The sequence below is a fragment of the Planococcus sp. SE5232 genome (assembly GCF_050686535.1).
GTDB lineage: Bacteria > Bacillota > Bacilli > Bacillales_A > Planococcaceae > Planococcus.
The window spans coordinates 1,081,867-1,102,477 of the sequence record NZ_JBOGCP010000001.1 but is presented as its reverse complement, the minus strand read 5'-3'; the positions used below and the strand labels follow the sequence as shown (position 1 = coordinate 1,102,477).

At 48.0% G+C, this 20,611-nt stretch carries 21 protein-coding genes; 7 read left to right on the top strand and 14 right to left on the bottom strand.

The window, feature by feature from the left end; genetic code table 11:
• Positions 1-43 precede the first annotated feature (43 nt).
• From nadB to nadA, 3 genes are read left to right on the top strand one after another with little or no spacing between them, the layout of a single operon-like run.
• Positions 44-1,582, top strand: coding sequence for an L-aspartate oxidase (gene nadB / locus ACRC6Q_RS05105; RefSeq protein WP_431465987.1), 1,539 nt, complete (start codon positions 44-46; stop codon positions 1,580-1,582).
• Positions 1,579-2,433: a carboxylating nicotinate-nucleotide diphosphorylase gene (gene nadC / locus ACRC6Q_RS05100; RefSeq protein ID WP_431465986.1), complete on the top strand. Its 855-nt coding sequence runs from the start codon at positions 1,579-1,581 to the stop codon at positions 2,431-2,433. The genes nadB and nadC overlap by 4 nt, the downstream gene beginning before the upstream one ends.
• Positions 2,430-3,524 carry a quinolinate synthase NadA gene (nadA, locus tag ACRC6Q_RS05095; protein ID WP_431465985.1) on the top strand — a complete coding sequence of 365 codons (1,095 nt, stop codon included), beginning with the start codon at positions 2,430-2,432 and terminating at the stop codon, positions 3,522-3,524. The genes nadC and nadA overlap by 4 nt, the downstream gene beginning before the upstream one ends.
• Before the next feature lie 217 nt (positions 3,525-3,741).
• On the opposite strand, the gene ACRC6Q_RS05090 is transcribed toward nadA, so the two are convergent.
• Positions 3,742-4,293 carry a divergent PAP2 family protein gene (locus ACRC6Q_RS05090; protein WP_223634362.1) on the bottom strand — a complete coding sequence of 184 codons (552 nt, stop codon included), beginning with the start codon at positions 4,291-4,293 and terminating at the stop codon, positions 3,742-3,744.
• A 276-nt stretch (positions 4,294-4,569) separates the two neighbouring features.
• On the opposite strand from ACRC6Q_RS05090, the gene ACRC6Q_RS05085 reads away from it, so the two are divergent.
• On the top strand, positions 4,570-5,007 hold the full coding sequence (locus ACRC6Q_RS05085; protein ID WP_223634364.1) for a GtrA family protein: 438 nt from the start codon (positions 4,570-4,572) through the stop codon (positions 5,005-5,007).
• Positions 5,008-5,048: 41 nt separating this feature from the next.
• On the opposite strand, the gene ACRC6Q_RS05080 is transcribed toward ACRC6Q_RS05085, so the two are convergent.
• From ACRC6Q_RS05080 to ACRC6Q_RS05050, 7 genes are all read right to left on the bottom strand, one after another.
• The gene (locus tag ACRC6Q_RS05080; RefSeq protein WP_223634366.1) at positions 5,049-5,783 is read right to left on the bottom strand and encodes a DUF998 domain-containing protein; all 735 of its coding nucleotides are present in this window, start codon (positions 5,781-5,783) and stop codon (positions 5,049-5,051) included.
• A gap of 122 nt (positions 5,784-5,905) precedes the next feature.
• Positions 5,906-7,048 (bottom strand): S8 family peptidase, encoded by a 1,143-nt coding sequence (locus ACRC6Q_RS05075; protein WP_431465984.1) that lies wholly within the window; start codon positions 7,046-7,048, stop codon positions 5,906-5,908.
• Positions 7,049-7,184: 136 nt separating this feature from the next.
• On the bottom strand, positions 7,185-8,867 hold the full coding sequence (locus ACRC6Q_RS05070) for a glycerol-3-phosphate dehydrogenase/oxidase (protein WP_223634370.1): 1,683 nt from the start codon (positions 8,865-8,867) through the stop codon (positions 7,185-7,187).
• Between the two features lie 256 nt (positions 8,868-9,123).
• The gene (gene glpK / locus ACRC6Q_RS05065) at positions 9,124-10,626 is read right to left on the bottom strand and encodes a glycerol kinase GlpK (RefSeq protein WP_223634373.1); all 1,503 of its coding nucleotides are present in this window, start codon (positions 10,624-10,626) and stop codon (positions 9,124-9,126) included.
• A gap of 18 nt (positions 10,627-10,644) precedes the next feature.
• A complete protein-coding gene (locus ACRC6Q_RS05060) occupies positions 10,645-11,478 on the bottom strand; it encodes an MIP/aquaporin family protein (RefSeq protein WP_223634375.1) in 834 nt (277 codons plus the stop codon).
• Between the two features lie 182 nt (positions 11,479-11,660).
• On the bottom strand, positions 11,661-12,206 hold the full coding sequence (locus tag ACRC6Q_RS05055; protein ID WP_223634377.1) for a glycerol-3-phosphate responsive antiterminator: 546 nt from the start codon (positions 12,204-12,206) through the stop codon (positions 11,661-11,663).
• A gap of 32 nt (positions 12,207-12,238) precedes the next feature.
• The gene (locus ACRC6Q_RS05050; RefSeq protein WP_223634379.1) at positions 12,239-12,514 is read right to left on the bottom strand and encodes a YciI family protein; all 276 of its coding nucleotides are present in this window, start codon (positions 12,512-12,514) and stop codon (positions 12,239-12,241) included.
• A 390-nt stretch (positions 12,515-12,904) separates the two neighbouring features.
• On the opposite strand from ACRC6Q_RS05050, the gene ACRC6Q_RS05045 reads away from it, so the two are divergent.
• A complete protein-coding gene (locus ACRC6Q_RS05045; RefSeq protein ID WP_431465983.1) occupies positions 12,905-13,612 on the top strand; it encodes an MBL fold metallo-hydrolase in 708 nt (235 codons plus the stop codon).
• A gap of 63 nt (positions 13,613-13,675) precedes the next feature.
• Here the strand turns inward: ACRC6Q_RS05045 and ACRC6Q_RS05040 are convergent, their stop codons facing one another.
• The gene (locus tag ACRC6Q_RS05040) at positions 13,676-14,221 is read right to left on the bottom strand and encodes a GNAT family N-acetyltransferase (protein WP_223634385.1); all 546 of its coding nucleotides are present in this window, start codon (positions 14,219-14,221) and stop codon (positions 13,676-13,678) included.
• A 71-nt stretch (positions 14,222-14,292) separates the two neighbouring features.
• The gene (locus ACRC6Q_RS05035; RefSeq protein WP_431465982.1) at positions 14,293-14,937 is read right to left on the bottom strand and encodes a flavin reductase family protein; all 645 of its coding nucleotides are present in this window, start codon (positions 14,935-14,937) and stop codon (positions 14,293-14,295) included.
• A 211-nt stretch (positions 14,938-15,148) separates the two neighbouring features.
• Between ACRC6Q_RS05035 and ACRC6Q_RS05030 the strand changes: the two genes are divergently transcribed.
• Together ACRC6Q_RS05030 and ACRC6Q_RS05025 are read left to right on the top strand one after the other, a co-directional pair.
• Positions 15,149-16,324 (top strand): DUF2157 domain-containing protein, encoded by a 1,176-nt coding sequence (locus ACRC6Q_RS05030; RefSeq protein WP_431465981.1) that lies wholly within the window; start codon positions 15,149-15,151, stop codon positions 16,322-16,324.
• Complete coding sequence (locus ACRC6Q_RS05025; protein WP_223634393.1) at positions 16,321-16,767, top strand: GDYXXLXY domain-containing protein; 447 nt, start codon at positions 16,321-16,323, stop codon at positions 16,765-16,767. Before ACRC6Q_RS05030 ends, ACRC6Q_RS05025 begins: the two co-directional genes overlap by 4 nt.
• A 62-nt stretch (positions 16,768-16,829) precedes the next feature.
• Here ACRC6Q_RS05025 and ACRC6Q_RS05020 read toward each other — a convergent pair whose 3' ends face one another.
• The 4 genes from ACRC6Q_RS05020 to ACRC6Q_RS05005 all read right to left on the bottom strand — a co-directional run bounded on the left by ACRC6Q_RS05020 (position 16,830) and on the right by ACRC6Q_RS05005 (position 20,599).
• Positions 16,830-17,534, bottom strand: a complete 705-nt coding sequence (locus ACRC6Q_RS05020; RefSeq protein WP_223634396.1) for a CpsD/CapB family tyrosine-protein kinase — start codon at positions 17,532-17,534, stop codon at positions 16,830-16,832.
• 4 nt (positions 17,535-17,538) lie between these two features.
• The gene (locus ACRC6Q_RS05015; protein ID WP_223634399.1) at positions 17,539-18,264 is read right to left on the bottom strand and encodes a YveK family protein; all 726 of its coding nucleotides are present in this window, start codon (positions 18,262-18,264) and stop codon (positions 17,539-17,541) included.
• Positions 18,265-18,540: 276 nt separating this feature from the next.
• Positions 18,541-19,254, bottom strand: a complete 714-nt coding sequence (locus ACRC6Q_RS05010) for a sugar transferase (RefSeq protein ID WP_223634402.1) — start codon at positions 19,252-19,254, stop codon at positions 18,541-18,543.
• A gap of 19 nt (positions 19,255-19,273) precedes the next feature.
• The gene (locus ACRC6Q_RS05005) at positions 19,274-20,599 is read right to left on the bottom strand and encodes a UDP-glucose dehydrogenase family protein (RefSeq protein WP_431465980.1); all 1,326 of its coding nucleotides are present in this window, start codon (positions 20,597-20,599) and stop codon (positions 19,274-19,276) included.
• Positions 20,600-20,611: the final 12 nt, after the last annotated feature.

Sequence of the window (20,611 nt, the reverse complement as noted above, 5' to 3'; positions counted from 1 at the left end):
GTCATTAATAGTGTCAAGACACTTGTAAAGGTAGTGTAAACTTATGGTTGATGTTTGTATCATTGGCGGAGGCGCTGCTGGCCTGATGCTTGCACATTCGCTTCCACCTTCCCTTTCTGTCACTGTCCTCACGAAAGAAAATCCATTTTCAAGCAATACAGCTCTTGCCCAAGGAGGCATTGCCGCAAGCATCGGGCTCAGTGATTATTCGGCGTCCCACGCAGCTGATACGCTTTCCGCTTCCGCGAACCATGCCGATGCAGAAAGGGTCGAAATCATGGTGCAGGAAGGCCAGCGCCTGATCGAAAAACTGATGTCCCAAGGCTTGCCTTTCGATGCCGATACCGATGGCCTCCCCTTGCTGGGACAGGAAGCCGCCCATTCCACCAGAAGAATTCTTCATGCAGGCGGCGACCAGACCGGCAAAATGCTGCTGCAGCATTTACTGGTTCAGACTGAAAACCAGGTCGAGCGCGTTCCATACAGCTCCGTGCTGGAACTGTTGATGAACGACGGTGAATGTACAGGTGTCTGCATAGAAGATGCCTTCGGCAAACGCACGGTCATTCAGGCACAGCATACCGTACTGGCGACCGGCGGCATCGGCCAGCTGTACAGCCAGACCTCCAACTCCACTGTCGCCACAGGTGATGGTCTATCTCTTGCTTATCACGCAGGTGCCGTGCTGGAGGATTTGGAATTCGTCCAGTTCCATCCCACCGTTTTCACGCTCAATGGCCAATCATGCGGGTTGATTTCCGAGGCCGTTCGCGGAGAAGGCGCCTGGCTCATCGATTCGGCCGGACAGCGCATCATGGCAGGCCTCCATCCACTTATGGAATTGGCGCCGCGGGATATTGTCGCCCGTGCCACCGAGCGCCATTGGCAACAGATTGGCCCGGTATTTCTTAATGCCAGCCACATTCAGCAATTTAAAGTAAAATTCCCTTCTATCTATAGGAATTGTATGAACCACCAGATAAATCCTGAGATCCACCCCATACCTGTTCGGCCTGGCGCCCATTTTCATATGGGAGGTGTCCGGACAAACGAATGGGGAGAAACAACGATTTCCCGTCTTTATGCCATCGGCGAAGTCGCGTCTACCGGTGTACACGGCGCAAACCGGCTCGCCAGCAATTCCTTGCTGGAAGGGCTGGTATTCGCAAAACGCCTGGCGGACAACATACAGACTTGCGGCTTCAGCCATAAAGAAACGGCTTTCCAGTTGGCGGAACCGACGAAGCAATTCTCCCTTCCCGCTGATCTGCAGTTGCGTATGACCCAGCAAGTGGGCATTTTACGAGAAGCAGGCGAATTAAAGAATTTCACTGCAGATTTTCCGTTATTGCGATTCGAGCTGCAGCAGTATCCAGCACAGCAAATCAAAATGATCCACCGTTATACAGCCAGCAGCCTGATTGCTGAAGCTGCGCTGTTCCGAAATGAAAGCCGCGGCGCACATTACCGCCACGATGTACCAAAGCCATCCGTGGACTGGACCGGAAAAACGGTAGGATTGTCGGTAAATGGAATAAAAATTGGAGAACGTCAAATACAGCAAAAGGAGGCGATTTCATGAATCGCTTAAAAGCGGAAGATGCCATCAAAAGTTTTTTACTGGAAGATATCGGAGACCGTGATGTGTCTTCTGTGTTATTCACCGAAGAAGATCGAGGCGAAGCGGTCGTTCGCTTGAAACAGGACGGCGTTGTGGCTGGGCTTGATTGTTTTAAATGGGGCTATCACTTGCTCAATCCAAATATCACAGTGGAATCCTTGAAAAAAGATGGAGATTTCGCGGAGTCCGGAGAAGCGATTGTCCGGATTCAGGGGCCCGTTGCGGCGTTGCTTGCGGGTGAACGCGTGCTGTTGAATCTGGTGCAGCGCATGAGCGCCATTGCGACCTTGACCGCTCAATGCGTTGAAGCCCTGGGTTCAACACATACCCGCATCGTCGACACCCGGAAGACCACGCCAGGGTTGCGGATGTTCGAGAAATACGCAGTTCGTGTCGGCGGTGGATTCAACCATCGGAACGGTCTGTACGATGCGGTTATGCTGAAAGACAATCATATCGCAGCCGCCGGTTCCATCACGCAGGCGGTGCAAAAGGTCCGTGCCGCACTGGGGCATATGACCATGATCGAAGTCGAAGTCGAGAGCCTGGCAGAGTTGCAGGAAGCAATTGCGGCACGCCCGGACGTCATCATGTTCGACAATCAAACACCTGATACCATGAAAGCCTGGATACAGCTCGTTCCGGAACCGATCCGTACGGAAGCTTCCGGCGGCATCGACTTGAACAATCTGGCGGCTTACCGCCATACCGGGGTCGATGTGATTTCCATCGGCGCTTTGACCCATAGCGTGCACAACCTGGACATCAGTATGAACCTGACCATTTCACAGAAGGAGGCAATTCACCAATGACTTTATTCCTGAATGAATTACAGCAGACGGACGCAATGCCTGAATCCTACTTGAAAGCGACGACTGAAGAGCTGCATGAACGCGCGAAACGCGCACGCGCTGAACTCGGCGACCGCTTATACATACTCGGCCACCATTACCAGAAAGACGAAGTCATCCGCTACGCTGACGTTACCGGCGACTCGCTCCAATTGTCGCAGATCGCGGGGCAGCAAAAGGCCGATTACATCATCTTCTGCGGTGTTCATTTCATGGCGGAAACCGCGGATATCCTAACAGAAAGAGAGCAGGCGGTCATCCTCCCGGACATGCGCGCCGGCTGCTCGATGGCGGATATGGCCAATATCGACCAGACCGAACGCGCCTGGACACAGTTGCAGGAACTGTTCGGTGATACCATCGTCCCGTTGACTTACGTCAATTCCACCGCGGCCATCAAAGCGTTTGTCGGACGCAATGGCGGCGCAACGGTCACCTCTTCCAATGCCGAGCCGATGGTGCGCTGGGCCTTGACGCAAAAAGAGCGCATGCTGTTTTTGCCGGATCAGCATCTTGGCCGGAACACGGCGGTCAAACTCGGCATTCCGCTCGAGCAGATGGCCATTTGGGATCCGATCAAGCAAAAGCTCGAAGCGCAATGTCCGGTTGAAGATGTGCGTGTCATTCTATGGAAAGGCCATTGTTCCGTCCATATGAATTTCCTGCCAAAGCATATCGACAATCTTCGGATGAATGAACCCGATCGCCGCATCCTAGTCCATCCGGAATGCACTTATGAAGTGGTCAGCCAATCGGATTTCGCCGGCTCGACGAAGTACATCATCGACATGATCGAAGCGGCTGAGGCCGGCACGAAATGGGCAATCGGCACCGAAATGAATCTGGTGAACCGCTTGATTGCCGATCATCCCGATCTCGACATCGTATCGCTCAATCCGTATATGTGCCCGTGCCTGACGATGAACCGCATCAATTTGCCGCATTTGACATGGGCGATGGAAGAGTTGCTGGAAGGGCGCGTCATCAACCGCATCCAGGTTGACCCACAAACGTCCATCGAAGCTAAACTGGCGTTGGAAAAGATGATGTGATTGGAGGAAGGCTGCGCGCCTTCCTTTTTTATTTGGCGAGGTGCGGTCTTGGGCGCTTTAGGTGCGGTTATCGTGGTGCGAGGTGCGGTCTTTGCCGTTTGAGGTGCGGTTATGCCTGCGCGAGGTGCGGTCTTTGCCGTTTGAGGTGCGGTCGCGCTTTTCGCACTGCACAATCCAGACAAAAAAACAGCCATCCCGCGAAAGGGATGGCTGTTTTTTAATGGGCTCGTGTCAATCGGCGGCTGCGGCCGTCGTATGGCAATTGTGCTCTGGAGCGTCCTTCTTTTTCTTCGATTTCACGCACGCGATTTTCAATCGCAGCTGAAACCAATCCGAGGATGGTGCCGAAAGCTGCACCCGCAACCACTTCAACTGGCTGATGGCCGAGCAACTCCTTCAATTCCTTTTCGCGTTGGACAAATTCAAAGCTAGGAAATTCTCCGGAAAACTTCACAAAGCTGTCTTCCAAATCATTGACCAGCCGTGCGATTTCACCCGTATGGCGGCGTATACCCTGTGCATCGTACATGACGATGACCCCGAATACGATGGCCAATGCTGTTTCTGTATGACGCGCGCCTTTATTGGCCGCTACGTATGAAGCCAGTGCCGACACACCTGCTGAGTGGGAACTTGGCATGCCGCCCGTCGTAAAGGCTTGCTTCCAATCCCACTCTCCTGTCACCGTTTTATGCGTGACAATCTTTAACGCTTGCGCCACTCCGATTGCACTTAAAGAGGTAATCATTCCCCGGTTCATTTTTCTCATCTGCTCATCCTCCAGTTTCAGCTTGGCAACTATCCAGTTGCCGTTCAATATACTTCTTTACCCATTATGGCTGGAGAATATGTGAAATCAACTAAAAATAGCAATATTTTTCGTAAAATACATAAAGTCGTCCCTAATTTACTTTCGATGCCAACTGAAGTGCGGTAAACTGTAAATCGGAAGCGACTGGATACTCTAAGCAGTTTCCAAAGTATCCAGCAGCATACCCAAACTACTCTATTCATAGTCATCGGATATAAAAGAACGGGGAATTTCATGAAAAAGATTTTAACAAAAGACTGGCGCAGCATTCTCATGTACCTGATCATGGGCGGCTTGACCACTGTCGTCAATATTGTGGTCTATTGGATCTGCGAAGTACAGTTCAATCTGGATTACCGCATATCAACAACCATTGCCTGGCTGTTCGCCGTCGTCTTCGCTTACCTTGTCAATAAACGCTATGTCTTCAAAAGCGTCACCACCAATTGGCGCGACCGTTTTGCAGAAATGAGTTCATTTTTTGGGTTCCGTGTCCTGTCCTTCTTCATGGATTTGGGCACCATGATGGTATTGGTCGGATTACTGAGCATCAACGGCACAGTCTCTAAAATTCTGGCCAATGTCATTGTGCTGGTCGCTAATTACATCTTCAGCAAGAAATTCATTTTCAAAGACCGCAATGCTCCAATCGCTGAAAAAGCACAACAATAAAAAAAAAGCTGGACAGGAGTGGTTTCCCTGGTCCGGCTTTTTCAGCGTTCCTTATAGACTTCCATGAGACCGACCCGCTTAACATCCATATTTATGATCCTCGGCAGCCTATAGAGATAAACAGACAGCACGAACATCCAGAGCTGCAGGGTGAAAATCGTGATCCGCTCCACTAATCCGGCATAAGGCAACTCATTATTCAATACAATCGGCGTCGCCACTCCTGCCAGCACGATGATGACCGCACATATAAGTGTAATCAAACCGATTCCCCTGAAATCTTTGGTCAGCCACAAACCATAACCGATGGCAAACAACGCACCGACTGTTGCAATCACCACAATGGCTGTAATTGCCAAATGCATAAAATTGCCGAAAGTCAGCACGGCTCCTCCCTGCTCCAACGGAAACAACGTATAGCCGATCAGTGAAGCCGTATTCATGATGATCAGCAGGATTGCGCCGAATCGGGCAATGCCAACAATTTTGTATTTGCGGAAAAGGACATAAACAGCTATTGAAAACAGGACAGCAAGAATGCCATACCCCAGCGTAAAGATCCTCAGCATTTCTGCATCCGGTGCCCCGTTGCCGGTCAGTTCACTGATTGTCTGCCGCACATGGCTATAGCCATCCCACAGGATGCCACCCATAATGACATGAGTGATGTAAAGGATCGCGCCGACCGCGCCGCTTAACGCCACTACCTGCCAGAAACTTTTTTGCCGCGCCCGCTTCATATGTTCACCAGCCTTTAATTTTTCTGAATATTTCATTATTATAACCTTTGTAAGAATAAACTTCTACATTACTGAAGTATGGTTTCAAACTACTACAAGAAAAAGCTGTGGTGCCATATAGTAAGGAAGGTCCACAGCTACTTGATTTCTTCTTCAGATTATTCCAGCGCTTTTTTGGCGTTGACCCGCCCATTCCCATATACATCGTCCCGCCCGATTTTCCCTAGATCATCTGCCGAAGAAAAAATCCGGTCTTCGATCTCTTTATTGCTAAGGGACGGCTGATCCGCTTTTATTAATGCTGCTACTCCCGAAACAATAGGGGCTGCCATCGAAGTTCCACTCAAGGGACCGAAAAGATTGCCAGGCAACGAGGAATAGACATCTGTTCCAGGAGCTGTAACGTCAATAGTAGGGCCTTTATTTGAAAATAAGGAGCTGGTGTCATTGCTGGTTACAGCTCCTACTGAAATAACATTGGCCAAGGAAGATGGATAATGCGCATTGCGCGTTCCATCATTTCCTGCGGCAGCCACAATGACGATGCCCTGCTTATGCGCTTTCTGTATCGCTTGATCCATCGCCTTGCTGTAATTATAGGATCCTAAACTCATGTTGATGATATCGACATTTGCCGCCATTGCATGCTCAATCCCGTGAATCAAATCGGAGGTATAGGCGTACCCTTCATCGTCGAACACATCTATCGGCAGAATCTTCGTGTGCGGGGCAACACCTGTACCCCAAATCCCGTTGTCAGCAGAACCTGCAATCAAACCTGCAACATGTGTGCCATGGAGGCTTGGGCTAATGGTTCCTGCCTGTTTTGTTAGCGCATCATACGGCGCTATAAACTGCTTTGCCAATTCAGGATGTGCGACATCCATCCCATCGTCAATCACTGCTACAACCACGTCGGCTGACCCTCGGGTCTGGTCCCATGCAGGAGCCGTTTCAATCCGTTGATGATGGTACTGAAGGCCGGAAAAGTCCGGGTCATTCGGCGTATAGGCCAACTCGATCCGGTAATCCGGTTCAACAAATTCAACATTCCCCCGCTCTTTCAACTCATCCATGAAAGCTTCAGCAGTTTTGCCTGCCGGTACTTCCAAAGCCGTCATAGCCGTCTGCCCCTTTCGGCTGACTGCAGAAGTATCCGCTGCACCAATAGCTGTTTGGTTCTCCTCTTTAAACTTCACAATCACCTGCTGTGGATCAGCTTTTGCAAAAGCAGCATTTCCGTTGACTGCAAATGCGGTGAACATTAGTAAAATAACAAATAGACACCTCGTTTTTTTCATGATTACGCTCCCACTCTCTTTATTTTTATCAAAATATTATTTTTTTATCAATTATAATGCAGGAGGAACTATTTTCCTAGTCCATTTCAAAAAAAAAACGTCCGCAATCAACTAAATGATTACGGACGGGACAGATTTATTTCAAACTTAAGCTTTGGGAGGAAACTTCAACGGGATGGACTGCTTCATACAATAAGCCTTCCAATTCAGCACGGTACTCCGCTGTTTGTTCAGCAGTCCAGCCAAGCAGGCTAGTCAGATAGGTGATGACCGCTTCTTTATGTGCATGCACCCAGTGGATATCAAAGTACAAGGCACCAGTACGGCGAATAAAGAAATCGATCGGCTTGAAGGCTGCTTCGTATTCCAGTGAATAACGGAGCATCGCATAGACTAAAGGATCAAGTCCGGCGCGTGCCGCTTCTTCCAGTCCGGTTGTATAGAAGCGCAGAACTTTATCGACATTCGCCCCGTAGCGGTTGACGAGCATACGCATCGCGTCATGTGTCAATCCCATACTTGCTGCCTGATGGATGCGGTCGGCCATAAAGGTTTCAAAACCTTTCGAACCGCCCACTTCGCCTCCGGAAATCGGCAGGCGTTTGGTCGAACTCTTCGGATACTTGGCTCCTTCTTCTTTCTGCAATTGTTCTGCCACCAAATTGATGATGCTTTCGCCCATTTTACGGTAGCCGGTCAATTTTCCGCCTGCAATCGAAATCAATCCGGAATCCGATACGAAGATTTCATCTTTCCGTGAAATCTCGGATGGGTCTTTGCCTTCTTCATGGATCAACGGCCGCAATCCAGCCCAGCTGGATTCGATATCCGCTTCTGTAATCGCCACTTCCGGGAACATGAAATCAATCGCCTTCAAGACATAGGTGCGGTCCTCGAGCGTCATCGTCGGATGGGCAATGTCCTGCTTGTAGACCGTATCTGTCGTACCCACATAGACTTTGCCCTGGCGCGGAATCGCAAACGCCATGCGGCCATCCGGCATATCGAAATAGATTGCCTGTTTCAGCGGGAAGCGGCGGCCATCAAAGACCAGGTGGATTCCTTTAGTCAGCTGCAATGTCTTCCCGAATTTCGAGTGGTCCTTGTCGCGCAAGGTATCGACCCATGGCCCTGCCGCATTGACGATTTTTTTTGCAAACAATTCATGGATCGTACCATCGATCTGGTCTTCCACTTGAATGCCGACAGTTTTGCCGTTGTCATAGATGAAGCTTTTCACTTTCGCGTAGTTCATTGCCATCGCACCTTTTTCGACAGCTTTTTTCATGACTTCCAATGTCAGACGTGCATCGTCGGTTTTGTATTCTACATAATACCCGCCGCCTTTGATGCCTTTTTTCTTCAATAACGGCTCGCGTCGCAAGGTTTCTTCCTTGCTCAGCATTTTGCGGCGTTCGCCCTTTTTGACGCCTGCCAAAAAGTCATAGACGCGCAGGCCGACGTTGGTGCTGAGTGGTCCAAATGTGCCGCCTTTGTAGAACGGCAATAACATCCACTCAGGAGTCGTGACATGCGGTCCATTTTCATAAACGATTTCGCGTTCTTTGCCGACTTCCGCGACCATCTTCACTTCAAATTGCTTCAAGTAGCGCAAACCGCCATGAACCAATTTAGTAGAGCGGCTGCTTGTACCCGCCGCGAAATCCTGCATCTCCACAACCGCTGCATCCATGCCGCGCACAGCTGCATCCAGCGCGATTCCGGCGCCTGTGATGCCGCCGCCAATCACCAATACATCCAGTTGCGTCTGTTTCATCTGTTCATAACGTTCATTTCTGTTCAAGCTTGAGAATTTCATAAATTGATCTGCTCCTTTTTTGTGTATGAGTTAAAGAATGAGTAAATACGTAATAGAAGCATACAGCGCTTCTACTTTACTTCCCTGTCCTATAGAAATTCACACTCTTCTTCTTTAAATCTAGTTCGAATCAACCTGTGTCGCTATTTCTACATATAAAAAGAGAGAACAAGGCACAGCTGCAGAATTACTTCTGCAAAACTGGCTTGGTCTCTCATAGTCTCCGGCCGTGTATCTCTCATTATTAACTTGTAGGTTATTTCGTTGGTTTGAATGATCGTGTTGCCGTTACCGCGTTTTTCCAGCCTTCGTAAAGCTCTTCGCTTTTTTCAGCCGGCATGTCGCGTGTAAAGGTCTTGTCGATCTGCCATTGTTGGGCGATCTCTTCTTTGTCTTTCCAGAATCCGACTGCGAGACCGGCTAAATAAGCTGCGCCTAGTGCTGTCGTTTCCTGGATCATCGGGCGTTCCACCGGAACATCCAGAATGTCGCTTTGGAACTGCATCAGCAAATCATTGCCGACCGCTCCGCCATCAACGCGCAAGGTCTTCAATTCGATCCCTGCATCTTCTATCATAACATCAACGACGTCTTTTGTCTGGTATGCGAGCGCTTCGAGCGTTGCGCGGATGAAATGGGCTTTCGTCGTGCCGCGTGTCAGGCCAAAAACAGCGCCTCGTGCATCCGTATCCCAATAAGGCGTTCCAAGACCCACAAAGGCCGGTACCATATAGACGCCTTCTGTCGATTCGACTTGCATCGCGTAATCTTCACTTTCCGGTGCACTTTCAATGATCTGCAATCCGTCGCGCAGCCACTGGATCGCTGAACCGGCGACGAAGATGCTGCCTTCAAGCGCATATTCGACTTTTCCGTCAACGCCCCAAGCAAGCGTCGTCAATAACCCGTGCTCGGATACAACGCCTTCCTCACCGGTGTTCATCAACATGAAGCAGCCTGTACCGTATGTGTTCTTCGCCATGCCTTTTTCAAAGCACGCCTGGCCGAAAAGGGCGGCCTGTTGATCCCCGGCCATGCCGGCAATCGGCACTTCGTGGCCGAAGAAATGATAATCGATGGTGTTGGCGTAGACTTCAGATGACTGACGTACTTCCGGCAGCATGCTTTTCGGCACGGTCAGGATGTCCAATAGCTCCTGATCCCATTCAAGGTCATAGATATTGTACATCAAGGTGCGGGATGCGTTGCTGTAATCCGTGACGTGCGTTTTTCCGCCGGACAGTTTATAGACCAGCCACGAATCGATCGTTCCGAACATCAAATCGCCGTTGTCCGCTTTTTCGCGCGCGCCTTCGACATTGTCCAGAATCCATTTTACTTTGGTTCCAGAAAAATAAGCGTCGATCAGCAAGCCTGTTTTCTTGCGGAACAATTCGTTCAGTCCCTGCTCTTTCAACTCGTTGCAGATGCCGTCTGTCTGGCGTGACTGCCAGACGATGGCTTTGTAGATTGGCTTACCTGTATGGCGGTCCCAGACAACTGTCGTTTCACGTTGGTTGGTGATGCCGATGCCGGCGATCTGGCTTGGATCGATATCCGATTTGCGCAGCACTTCTGCGACACATGCCAGGACAGATGTCCAAATTTCATTGGCATCATGCTCCACCCAGCCCGGTTTCGGGAAAAACTGCTGAAACTCCTGCTGAGCCGTCTCGAAGATTTCACCTTTATGGTTCAGTAATACGGCACGTGAACTGGTTGTGCCCTGGTCTATGGATAAAATATAATCTTTCGTCAAAACAATCTCCTCCAATGGTTATGAAACGATTTTCTCTTCTAATTGATCAGCGGTTGTCCGCTCTTTTTTCAATTCTACACTTGCTGCACCGAATAAAACCAGGAACAAGGCGACACTCATGATCCAAAACGGCAGTCCGTAGGCGCCAGTAAACATTGCTTTATAGAACAAAGCTCCGTAAACACCACCGAATACTGGACCCACAACCGGTACCCAAGCATAGGACCAGTCTGATTTGCCTTTGCCCGGAATTGGCAGCAAGGCGTGCGCAATGCGGGGACCGAGGTCACGCGCAGGATTGATGGCGTAGCCGGTTGTGCCGCCAAGCGACATCCCGATCGCAACGATCAACGCCCCGACAATCAGTGGATTCAGGCCTTCCGTGAATTCATTGGCTCCGATAAACAAGAGGCCCATGACCAATACAGCGGTTCCGATGATTTCACTAACTAGATTGGAGAATGGCCGGCGGATTGCAGGAATGGTCGCAAATACGGCAAGCTTCGTTTCCGCTTCCTTAGTCCGTTCCCAGTGCGGCAAGTAATTGAAGAAGACGATTACGCCTCCAATGATGGCGCCCAGAATTTGCGCTACTATGTAAACCGGCACTTTAGCCCAAGGAAAATCGCCGACAGCGGCAAATCCAAGCGTCACTGCAGGATTTAGATGTGCTCCCGAAAAACTTCCTACTGCATAAACGCCCATTGTGACTGCTAACCCCCAGGCAATGGTAACAACGATCCAGCCGCCGTTTTCAGCTTTCGAATCCTTTAATACTACTCCTGCTACAACGCCGGCACCAAAAATAATCAAAATCATCGTGCCGATCAGTTCTGCTAAAAATTCCGTCATTTTTTCGCACCCCTTTGTTTTTCGGTCGAGAACCATTTTCCGGAAAATACAAAAAGACCCACGCTGAACCGAGCCACTTCTCTATTGAGAAGCGCTCATTTCAGTGTGGGTCTCCATTTCTCCGACACAGTTCTTAACTTGTAAATACAAAGTTACCAGTTTGTGAAAACGCTGTCAACATTTTATAACTCCCAAAGTTCAGGCTGCGATGTCGAAATCGCTTTTGCCCCACCATCGTAGGCTAATTGGATGTCTTCTTTTGTGCGGATCAACCCGCCTGCTATTACTGGGATGCCTGTTTTATCAAACACTTCCTTGATGACCGACGGGATGATTCCCGGCAAAATTTCAATATAGTCCGGTTTTACTTGATTGATCAGCTTAATATTGTGTTCAAGCGCCTGGCTATCCAGCAGGAATAAGCGCTGAATCGTCAGCAGATTATTTTTCTTCGCCAACGCGATGACATTGCTGCGCGTCGAAACAATGCCGTCCGGTTTCACTTCCCTTACAAGATATTCAAAACCATAGGCATCCGTCTTCAGTCCCTGAATCAAATCCACATGCAGGATGACTTTCTTCTTGGCTTTTTTTGCTGCCTGCACCAATTGTTTCAGCTGTGCCAAGCGGATTTCCAAAAAGATGATGTATTCGTGGTTGCTGTCCAGCAAGCGTTCAAATTCCTTCATATTGCGCAAAACCGGCAAAACGCCTTTTAACTCATGCACCGAGTTTCCTCCTCAACTAATTTCCCAAAGCTTTATGTAACATTATCCGCCCAAACCGCTTCCCACTCAAAGATTTCGTATTCCCTTGCGCCTTCTGCCACGTAAGGATCCGTCTTCACCAATGCTTCGCAGTCTTGGAACGATTCAGCTTTATAAATGACCAGCCCGCCGGAGCCATCCGCAAACTTGCCGTTGACTGCCACTTGTCCACTGTTGCGCATGTTCTCCAGAAATGCCAGATGCTGCGGCCGAAATTTTTGGCTTTTATCAGCGTCTTTCATCGGCAATAATACTGCAAAATATTTCACGACAACGCCCCCTTTTCTTTATTATAAGGAGCTGAACCGAAAAAGTCTTTTCATGACACTAAAAACACTTTTCCAAGAAGATTCAATTGGCCTATTAAGATGAATGTGACGTTTCACTTCGTTTTATAGAACCACTTTGTGAAAATACCCAGTCTCTCCAGCCTCACTTCCCCATTTTTGTATATACAGTCCATTCCTCCTTAGATACAGTCCAAACGTGACAAATACTGTCCAATCTCACAAAAATACTGTCGAAGCCGTCAAATACACTCACCATATGAATAAATCCCAATCTATTTCATCTGTTTTTTTGCCAAAACATCGATTTCAAGCTTTCCAAACAGGGTAAACTGAGACTACTATACACCATCCAGAAGGAGCTGATTGGCTGTGCAGATGACCAAAAAAGGACCTCTCTATCAACTGACGTTCATGCCTCGTTTTTTCCCGGTGAATTGCTATGTGATCGATGAAGGAAACGAATTGACTTTAGTGGATGCTGCCTTAAGCTTTAACGCGAAACAGATTTTATTGACGATCAAAGTCATGAAAAAGCCGTTGACCCAAATCATCATCACCCATGCACATCCCGACCATATCGGTGCGCTGGATGCGGTCAAACGCGAATGGCCGGACGCCAGCGTCAGCATGTCTTCACGTGATGCGCGACTTTTGGCCGGCGACGCCAGCTTGCTTCCCGGCGAACCCGATTCGCCAATCAAAGGTGGGGTTCCCAAGAACATCGAAACACAGCCGGATCGGTTGCTCGAGGAGGGTGATCAGGTCGGATCCCTAAAAGTGGTCAATACGCCTGGCCACACCCCCGGTTCCATTTCGTTGCTGGACACACGAAACCAATTCCTGCTGGCCGGTGATGCTTTTCAGACACGCGGCGGCATTGCCGTGTCCGGAACATTCAAGGTGCTGTTTCCTTTTCCGGCTTTTGCCACCTGGAACAAGCGAATTGCCCTCGAAAGCGCCCGAAAAATCCGGAATCTGAACCCACAGCTGCTGGCGGTCGGGCATGGTGGAATGATTGATAAACCGATGGATGCCATCGATTTTGCCATCTTTGAAAGCGAAAAAAATGTTCAATAGAATTACATTCATCATGCACGAAAAAACCGTTTGCCAGAAGAGTCTTCCCGGCAAACGGTTTTGCTATTTCACCTCTTTGCGGCCAACGCGCATCAGCATGACGGGTCTTGGCTCATCCAACACTTCGTCGACTTGCCGCGTCTTGCGGAATCCGGTTTTTTCATAAGCCCGGATGGCCACTGTATTCCGGACGTCCGGATCAGTAACACAGAATTGGATTTTTGAATCCGCAAAGATGACTTCTTTCAGGAATTTCTGGAGCACTTTGGAACCCAGGCCTTTATTGCGATAGGTTTTGGCACCGATCAGCACATCCAGACCAGCGGCTTTTTGCAGCTCTTCGTATTTTTCGCAGCCGGGGTAGTCACTCCACTGGTAGGTCTGGATATACCCGATTGGTGTTTCTTCATAATAGATGATATAGGGCTTTGTCGGATCTTTGCCCTTGATGCTGTCTGTGAATTCCTGCACAAATTGCCCGTATGTCCCCCCTTGCGCATAGCCCCAAAACCGGGTCGTCGGCGGCTCTTTAGTGATCCATTCATAAAGTTGCGGCAAATGTTCCCGCCGCAATCGCCGGAAGCTGATTTTCCCTATATCCAAGCCCATCAAAACACCCCTTCCTTATTTTGTTACAGATCGGAAAGTCATTCCTCTTATTCCACTGAATAAATAAAAGCCTATTGTTTGTCCGATTTATCCACAGGTACTTTCAGGATTTCGTCCAGATGTTCAATCGGCAATGAAAAAATCGTCTCAACCGGTGAGTAATTTCCTGCCAGGCGGCCAATCGGTGCCAGCTTTTCCAAATTGATGCGGCCATTTTGATAAAGCTCATCTTTAATATGGAATTTAACCAGTCTGCCGATCACCAGGTAGTCGTCTCCCAATTGGATGATGTCGTGCAATTGGCATTCCATATTGACGGGCGCTTCCAGCACACGCGGCACAGAAATTTCAATCGATTCGGCAGCCGTTAAACCTGCATATTCGAATTCATCAATTTCCCGGGATAAATGTTCACCGCTTTTGGCCATTTCATTGGCCAGCGGAGCTGTCACAATGTTAATGACAAATTTCCCATTTTCACGGATATTCTGCAGCGTATCCTTCACAGTACCGGTACGCTCCTCTACACCTTCTCCAACAGAGAACGCCAGCATCGGTGGATTCCGCGATACAACCGTAAAAAAACTGAAGGGAGCTAAATTTGCGATGCCATCGGAAGACATGGTGGACACCCAGGCGATCGGCCGAGGCACGACACTGCCAATCAAGAGTTTGTAATTCTGTTTTGCTGTCATATTCAACGGATCAATGATCATTTTACAGCCATCCCTTCGTCTTTCTCACTTATCCTTCTTTTCCCCTTCTGGTGGATTTTAAATCAGCTCTACTCACCATCAGTTCCCGGTGAATCCAACAAATCCATCTCTTCACTTTGCACAATAAAACATTTTTTTACCGATACTTCCCACCTGTCATTTCATCTGTTCTGGGACTATAATTTGGTTAAAGGCAAAGGAGGTACACCTTATGGACACGGAGCACAAACTGAAACAATGGCAACAGGCTGGATTGTTGGAGAAAGAGACTGCAGAACGGATTTTGGCGTTTGAGAAGCGTCAGCCCGCCCCCAAAAAGCTGCCGCTGCTTTTGATGATCGGTTTGGTTTTTCTATCCTTGGCGATCTTCAGCTTTGTTGCAGCGAATTGGCAGGCGATCCCGGACTTGGCAAAAGTACTGCTGATGCTGGCTTTGATGTGGCTTTTCTACACCATTGCCCATTTCTCTGAGAAGAAAGCATTCGGCTCGCCCCTTCTTTTCAGGGTCATCGGTCTTGCGATGTTCGGCGCTGCGCTGCTGACGGCTGCCCAGACGTTCCACTTCCCACTGGCGAATTCCGTTTTGCCTTGGGCGATGTTTCTGGCAACGCTCGCCCATTATTTTTACTGGCGGCATCTGATCTATTCCGTCATCGGATTTTTCTTCGGCGCTCTTGTCCTGCTATCGTTCATGCCCGACATCGGATGGCTGGAATGGATCCTTTTTATCGCCGTTGCAGTAGCGTGGTTTTATTTCAGCAAAGAATTTGCACCTGTTGTTTTTAGCTGGATCCTGTTGTTCGCTTCCGGATTCATGCTATGGGGATTGGTCGACTACGACAGCGTCTTATGGCCGATTTGGACGTTGTTCGCACTCGTCCTGCTCCTTCTTATAGTTCCTGAAACCAAACAGCGAATGATCAGGCCGCTTTATCTGATTGCAGCCGGCATGCTGATTGTGGTGTACTTAGCGGTTCGCGGACAAACCTTCATCGGCTTGATCGAAGAAAGCCAATTAGGAGAAGCTATCGCTTTAGCAGTTGTCGGAATCGGCGTGCTTCTTCTCAGCTTCTTCAAATTCCGTTCCCTCATGTGGGTAGCCGTTCCCGGCGTCATCGGATTGCTGCTCTTTGACGAAACCGCCATCGGTCTGGCAGTGGCTGCTGAATTGTCCGCCCTTGCTTACTTGATCATTGCGCAGCGGCAAAATGAACCCTTAGGATTGGGCTTTGTCTATTTCATCATCGTCCAATTCGTCATCTACATCATTTACGCGTGGGAACGGCTCGACATGTCCGTCTTCTTCCTCATCGGTGCTTTGCTGTTATTCCTTCTGTCAGCGGTAGCCTGGTGGGTCAATCGCAGGAAAGAAGGTGCCACACCATGAAATCCTGGCTCTTCCCGATTCTCCAAACAGCAGTAGTCGTAATCTTACTCATCAGTTATTACGCAGCCTCCTGGTTCGGCGAGCAGTATGTCTTAAGGGCCGAACCTTATGACCCGTTCGATCCATTTTATGGAGAGTATGTAATGCTGCAGTATCCCGACTTGATATCGACAACTGTTACAGATGATGATTCGGTTTACTTTACTCTAAAGGAATCAACTGACGGCTATGCTGTCATCGACCGCCTTGAAACTGAACCCTTTTTCGGAGCTATTAAAGGATCTGTTTTTGGTGGCAGCGTCACGGCTCCCCAATTGGAGCAATTCTATGTAGAACAAGGCTTAGGACCGGACCTCGAATCAGCGCGCAACCTTGAGGTGACTATCGACGTTTCCAGCTGGGGCACCATTCGCCCAGTCGATCTGCGGGAGCGCTCAGAGTAAGGCCATAAAAAAAGTTCAATCAGAAAGCTGATTGAACTTTTTTATTCACTTGTCAAATTCTATTAGCCTTCCGCTCCATAATACTGTGCATAAGCCGCATCTTTTTGCACGTTGACATTATTGATCACCGCTCCAAGCAATCGGGCTTTAGTGGAAGCGTTAATCGCTTCTTTCGCTTTGATTGCGTGCTCTTTTTCTGTCCTGCCCGAATCTACCACTAGAATGGTACCTTCGCATTTGTTTGCTAAAATCACGCTATCGGCGACAGATAAAACCGGAGGCGTATCAAAGATCAGTAAATCATAAACATCCAACGCCTGCTCAAAAAGAATGTCCATGTTATGGGAGCTCAGCAGTTCTGCCGGATTTGGCGGAATGGGTCCGCAGGGCAAAAGATCGAGATTTTCAATTTCAGCGGATTGGATTGCCACTTTCAAAGCAATTTGACGGGCCAATACATTGGATAACCCACGTGTATTAGTAATTTTGAACGTATGATGCATCGTGGGTTTTCTCATATCCGCATCGATGAACAGAACACGTTTACCTTCCTGGGCAAACACAATCGCTAAATTCGAAGCGGTGGTCGACTTGCCTTCCGAGTGAGAAGCGGAGGTGATGGCCAGCGACCGGATATCTCCATCAGGAGAAGAAAAGTGGATATTCGTCCGCAAAGTTCTGAACTGTTCCGATACACGCGATCTTGGATTGGTGAATGCGATCAATTTCCTGTTTTTCACTTCAGGTTTACTCTTCTTTTTAACCATCCACTTATGCCTCCCTGCGTTTAAAGGCAATCGGCTCATTGGCCGGAATGTCTTCTTCTTCGTTCATTGGTGAGATTGCACCTAGTACAGGAATCCCCAAAACATCCTGAATGTCCTTTTCGCCTCTGAGTGTCGTATCCAGATACTGCAAAATCATTGCGATGGCTGCACCGATCAGAAGACCGACAATTGCGCCCAGCAAAATATTCAGTGGAGGATTTGGCGATACCGGTGTTTGATTTTCCATAACTACAGCCGGTGACAAAATTGAAACATTGTCGACGTTCATCAATTCCATAATTTCCACTTCGAAAATTTGCGCGGTTTGGTTTGCGATTTCAACAGCTACTGCAGGGTCTACATCCTCTGCTATGATATTGAGCAGCTGTGAGCTTTCCGCAAATTCGACGGTCACTTTATTCTGCAACTCTTCATAAGACATATCCAAGCCCATTCGGCTGATTACTTGTTCAAGTATCACCGGACTCGTTATGATTTCGCTGTATGTACCGACCAATTGCAAATCGGTTTCTATACTTTGCGTGTTCAGCCCCGCTTCATTCTGCTGCTGACTGATCAGAAGTTGTGCAGATGTTTGATAGATGGGCGTAATCAGGTAATACGATATCAATGCCGTGATGATCATGAATGCGATAGTAATAGCCAGGATCAAGCGAATCCGATTTTTTAAAATAAGATAAACTTCACGTAGGCTGATGGTTTCTATCATTTCGCCATCCCTCCTTTCAATTAAATATGCATTACCGTCTTTAAGCGGCCGCACCTAATCGGAAATTGATTATTTTCTGCGATTGATCTAGCTTACATTTCTCTATCCACTCAGCTATGGGACATCAATTTGAGTGATTGATGTCCCATGTTTTGAGCCTATAGCCCACTGTCATTGGCGATCAATATATATAAGTTCCATGTGCCGAATGCCCATGGATCAACCAATGAATGATCAAGTCACAACCGATCTATCTTACCGATTTCTCACTTTCCTTCAATACGCGTCTTTTGAACCGAACAGCACCAGAATCGTTTTGAATATCAGTTTAATGTCCATCATTGTATTTCGATTACGGATGTAATCCAAATCCATCTCGACCCATTCCTGAAAACTGATATTGCTTCTTCCGTTAACTTGCCAAAAACAAGTTAATCCTGGAGTTACGCTGATTCGCTGCTTTTCATAATTCGTGTACTGGGCCACTTCGTCAGGCAAAGCGGGTCTTGGTCCGACTATGCTCATGTCCCCCTTTAGCACATTGACCAATTGAGGCAATTCATCGATGCTTGTTTTTCTGATGAACTTCCCAATTTTTGTAATCCTTGGGTCGCTTTTGATTTTGAACACCGGTCCTGATGCTTCATTCTGCTGCAGCAAAGAGGCTTTCAGATCTTCCGCATTGCAGACCATGGATCGGAACTTATACATATCAAAGGATCTGCCATGTTTGCCGACTCGTTTCTGCTTGAAGAATACTGGACCCTGAGGATCCTCCATTTTAATCATCAGGCCGACAATCAGGAACAGCGGAATTAACAGAATCAGCCCCACTAACGAACCGGCGATATCCAGAAAGCGTTTCGTATACAAATAACCATTGCTGGTATTGGTTTTTACGCTTTCAAACACCATTTCGCTGTACCTTGTATTGATATTCATCTTTTCTTTTTCAGGAGCGGACACTGACATTTGAATCACCACTTTCATCTAAAATTCCTATTATTGATCAAATGGACGTTGCCTCAATCAATTTGGCTGCAGCAGGCCTGCCGATTGAATGATATTCGACCCCATTGTTTTCCATCGCTTCTAACGTGAAACAATTTCTTCCGTCAATAACAAGTGGTTTCGCCATTTTACTGAACACTGTCAGCTCAACATTCTTGATTTCATCCCAATCGGTTAAGATCAACGCAGCATCACTTCCTTCTATCGCTTCATCAATAGAGTCAGCATAACGAACCAGTGGATTCAGCATGGATTTTGCATTGTTCATCGCAACCGGATCATAAGCAATAACATCTGCTCCCTGCTTGATCAATTCTTCGGTAACCAGTATAGAAGCGGATTCCCGCATATCATCTGTATTCGGTTTAAAAGCAAGGCCCAACACAGCAATTTTTTTACCGGAAATATCAGGAAGACAGCTGTTCAATTTGCCGATCAATATCCCTTGCTGTTTTTTATTGACATTGACCACGCCTTTCAGCAATTCAAACTCATATTTAACATTCCCCGCAATTTGTATCAAGGCTTTTGTGTCTTTTGGAAAACAAGATCCACCGTAGCCGATTCCCGCTTTCAGAAACTGGCTGCCGATTCGTTGATCGAGTCCCATGCCTGTTGATACATTCTCTATATTGGCACCTAGTAATTCGCAAATATTGGAAATTTCATTGATAAAGCTGATTTTAGTCGCTAAAAACGCATTGGACGCATACTTAATCATCTCAGCACTTTTGATATCCGTTTTAAAGATGGGTATCCCGAATGGCTCGTTGATCTGTTCAATCACACGAAAGGCATGTTCGCTTTCAGCACCGATGACAATCCGGTCTCCATGAAACGAATCATGGATTGCGGAGCCTTCTTTCAGGAATTCAGGATTCGAGACGACCTCAACTTGCAGGCCATGCTTTAAATGGGTTTGTATAATTTCTTTGATCAAGTCATTTGTACCAACGGGGACCGTGCTTTTTGTGACAACAATGACATTGCCCTCGACATTTTTTGCAATGTCTTTGGCTGCCTGGGCTACATAGGATAGATCTGCAGATCCATCCTTATTTTCCGGCGTCCCCACAGCGATATAGATGACATCTGCCCGCTGGAGCCCTTCCCGGTGAACGGTAGTGAAGCTTAAGCGCTGTTCATGGATATTTTTTGTCATCAATTCACTTAATCCTGGCTCATAGATGGGTGAGAGACCCTGCTGCATTTTAGTGACTTTGTCCTGATCGACATCAATACAGATTACCTGATGTCCAATTTCAGACAAACTCACACCCGTTACCAACCCGACATATCCAGTTCCGATTACTGCTATATTCATACGGATGCCTCC

Coding starts and splice junctions, on each gene's coding strand:
- nadB (WP_431465987.1), top strand. CDS start 44: ATGGTTGATGTTTGTATCATTGGCGGAGGCGCTGCTGGCCTGATGCTT.
- nadC (WP_431465986.1), top strand. CDS start 1,579: ATGAATCGCTTAAAAGCGGAAGATGCCATCAAAAGTTTTTTACTGGAA.
- nadA (WP_431465985.1), top strand. CDS start 2,430: ATGACTTTATTCCTGAATGAATTACAGCAGACGGACGCAATGCCTGAA.
- ACRC6Q_RS05090 (WP_223634362.1), bottom strand. CDS start 4,293: ATGAGAAAAATGAACCGGGGAATGATTACCTCTTTAAGTGCAATCGGA.
- ACRC6Q_RS05085 (WP_223634364.1), top strand. CDS start 4,570: ATGAAAAAGATTTTAACAAAAGACTGGCGCAGCATTCTCATGTACCTG.
- ACRC6Q_RS05080 (WP_223634366.1), bottom strand. CDS start 5,783: ATGAAATATTCAGAAAAATTAAAGGCTGGTGAACATATGAAGCGGGCG.
- ACRC6Q_RS05075 (WP_431465984.1), bottom strand. CDS start 7,048: ATGAAAAAAACGAGGTGTCTATTTGTTATTTTACTAATGTTCACCGCA.
- ACRC6Q_RS05070 (WP_223634370.1), bottom strand. CDS start 8,867: ATGAAATTCTCAAGCTTGAACAGAAATGAACGTTATGAACAGATGAAA.
- ACRC6Q_RS05060 (WP_223634375.1), bottom strand. CDS start 11,478: ATGACGGAATTTTTAGCAGAACTGATCGGCACGATGATTTTGATTATT.
- ACRC6Q_RS05040 (WP_223634385.1), bottom strand. CDS start 14,221: ATGGGCTTGGATATAGGGAAAATCAGCTTCCGGCGATTGCGGCGGGAA.
- ACRC6Q_RS05035 (WP_431465982.1), bottom strand. CDS start 14,937: ATGATCATTGATCCGTTGAATATGACAGCAAAACAGAATTACAAACTC.
- ACRC6Q_RS05030 (WP_431465981.1), top strand. CDS start 15,149: ATGGACACGGAGCACAAACTGAAACAATGGCAACAGGCTGGATTGTTG.
- ACRC6Q_RS05025 (WP_223634393.1), top strand. CDS start 16,321: ATGAAATCCTGGCTCTTCCCGATTCTCCAAACAGCAGTAGTCGTAATC.
- ACRC6Q_RS05020 (WP_223634396.1), bottom strand. CDS start 17,534: ATGGTTAAAAAGAAGAGTAAACCTGAAGTGAAAAACAGGAAATTGATC.
- ACRC6Q_RS05015 (WP_223634399.1), bottom strand. CDS start 18,264: ATGATAGAAACCATCAGCCTACGTGAAGTTTATCTTATTTTAAAAAAT.
- ACRC6Q_RS05010 (WP_223634402.1), bottom strand. CDS start 19,254: ATGAAAGTGGTGATTCAAATGTCAGTGTCCGCTCCTGAAAAAGAAAAG.
- ACRC6Q_RS05005 (WP_431465980.1), bottom strand. CDS start 20,599: ATGAATATAGCAGTAATCGGAACTGGATATGTCGGGTTGGTAACGGGT.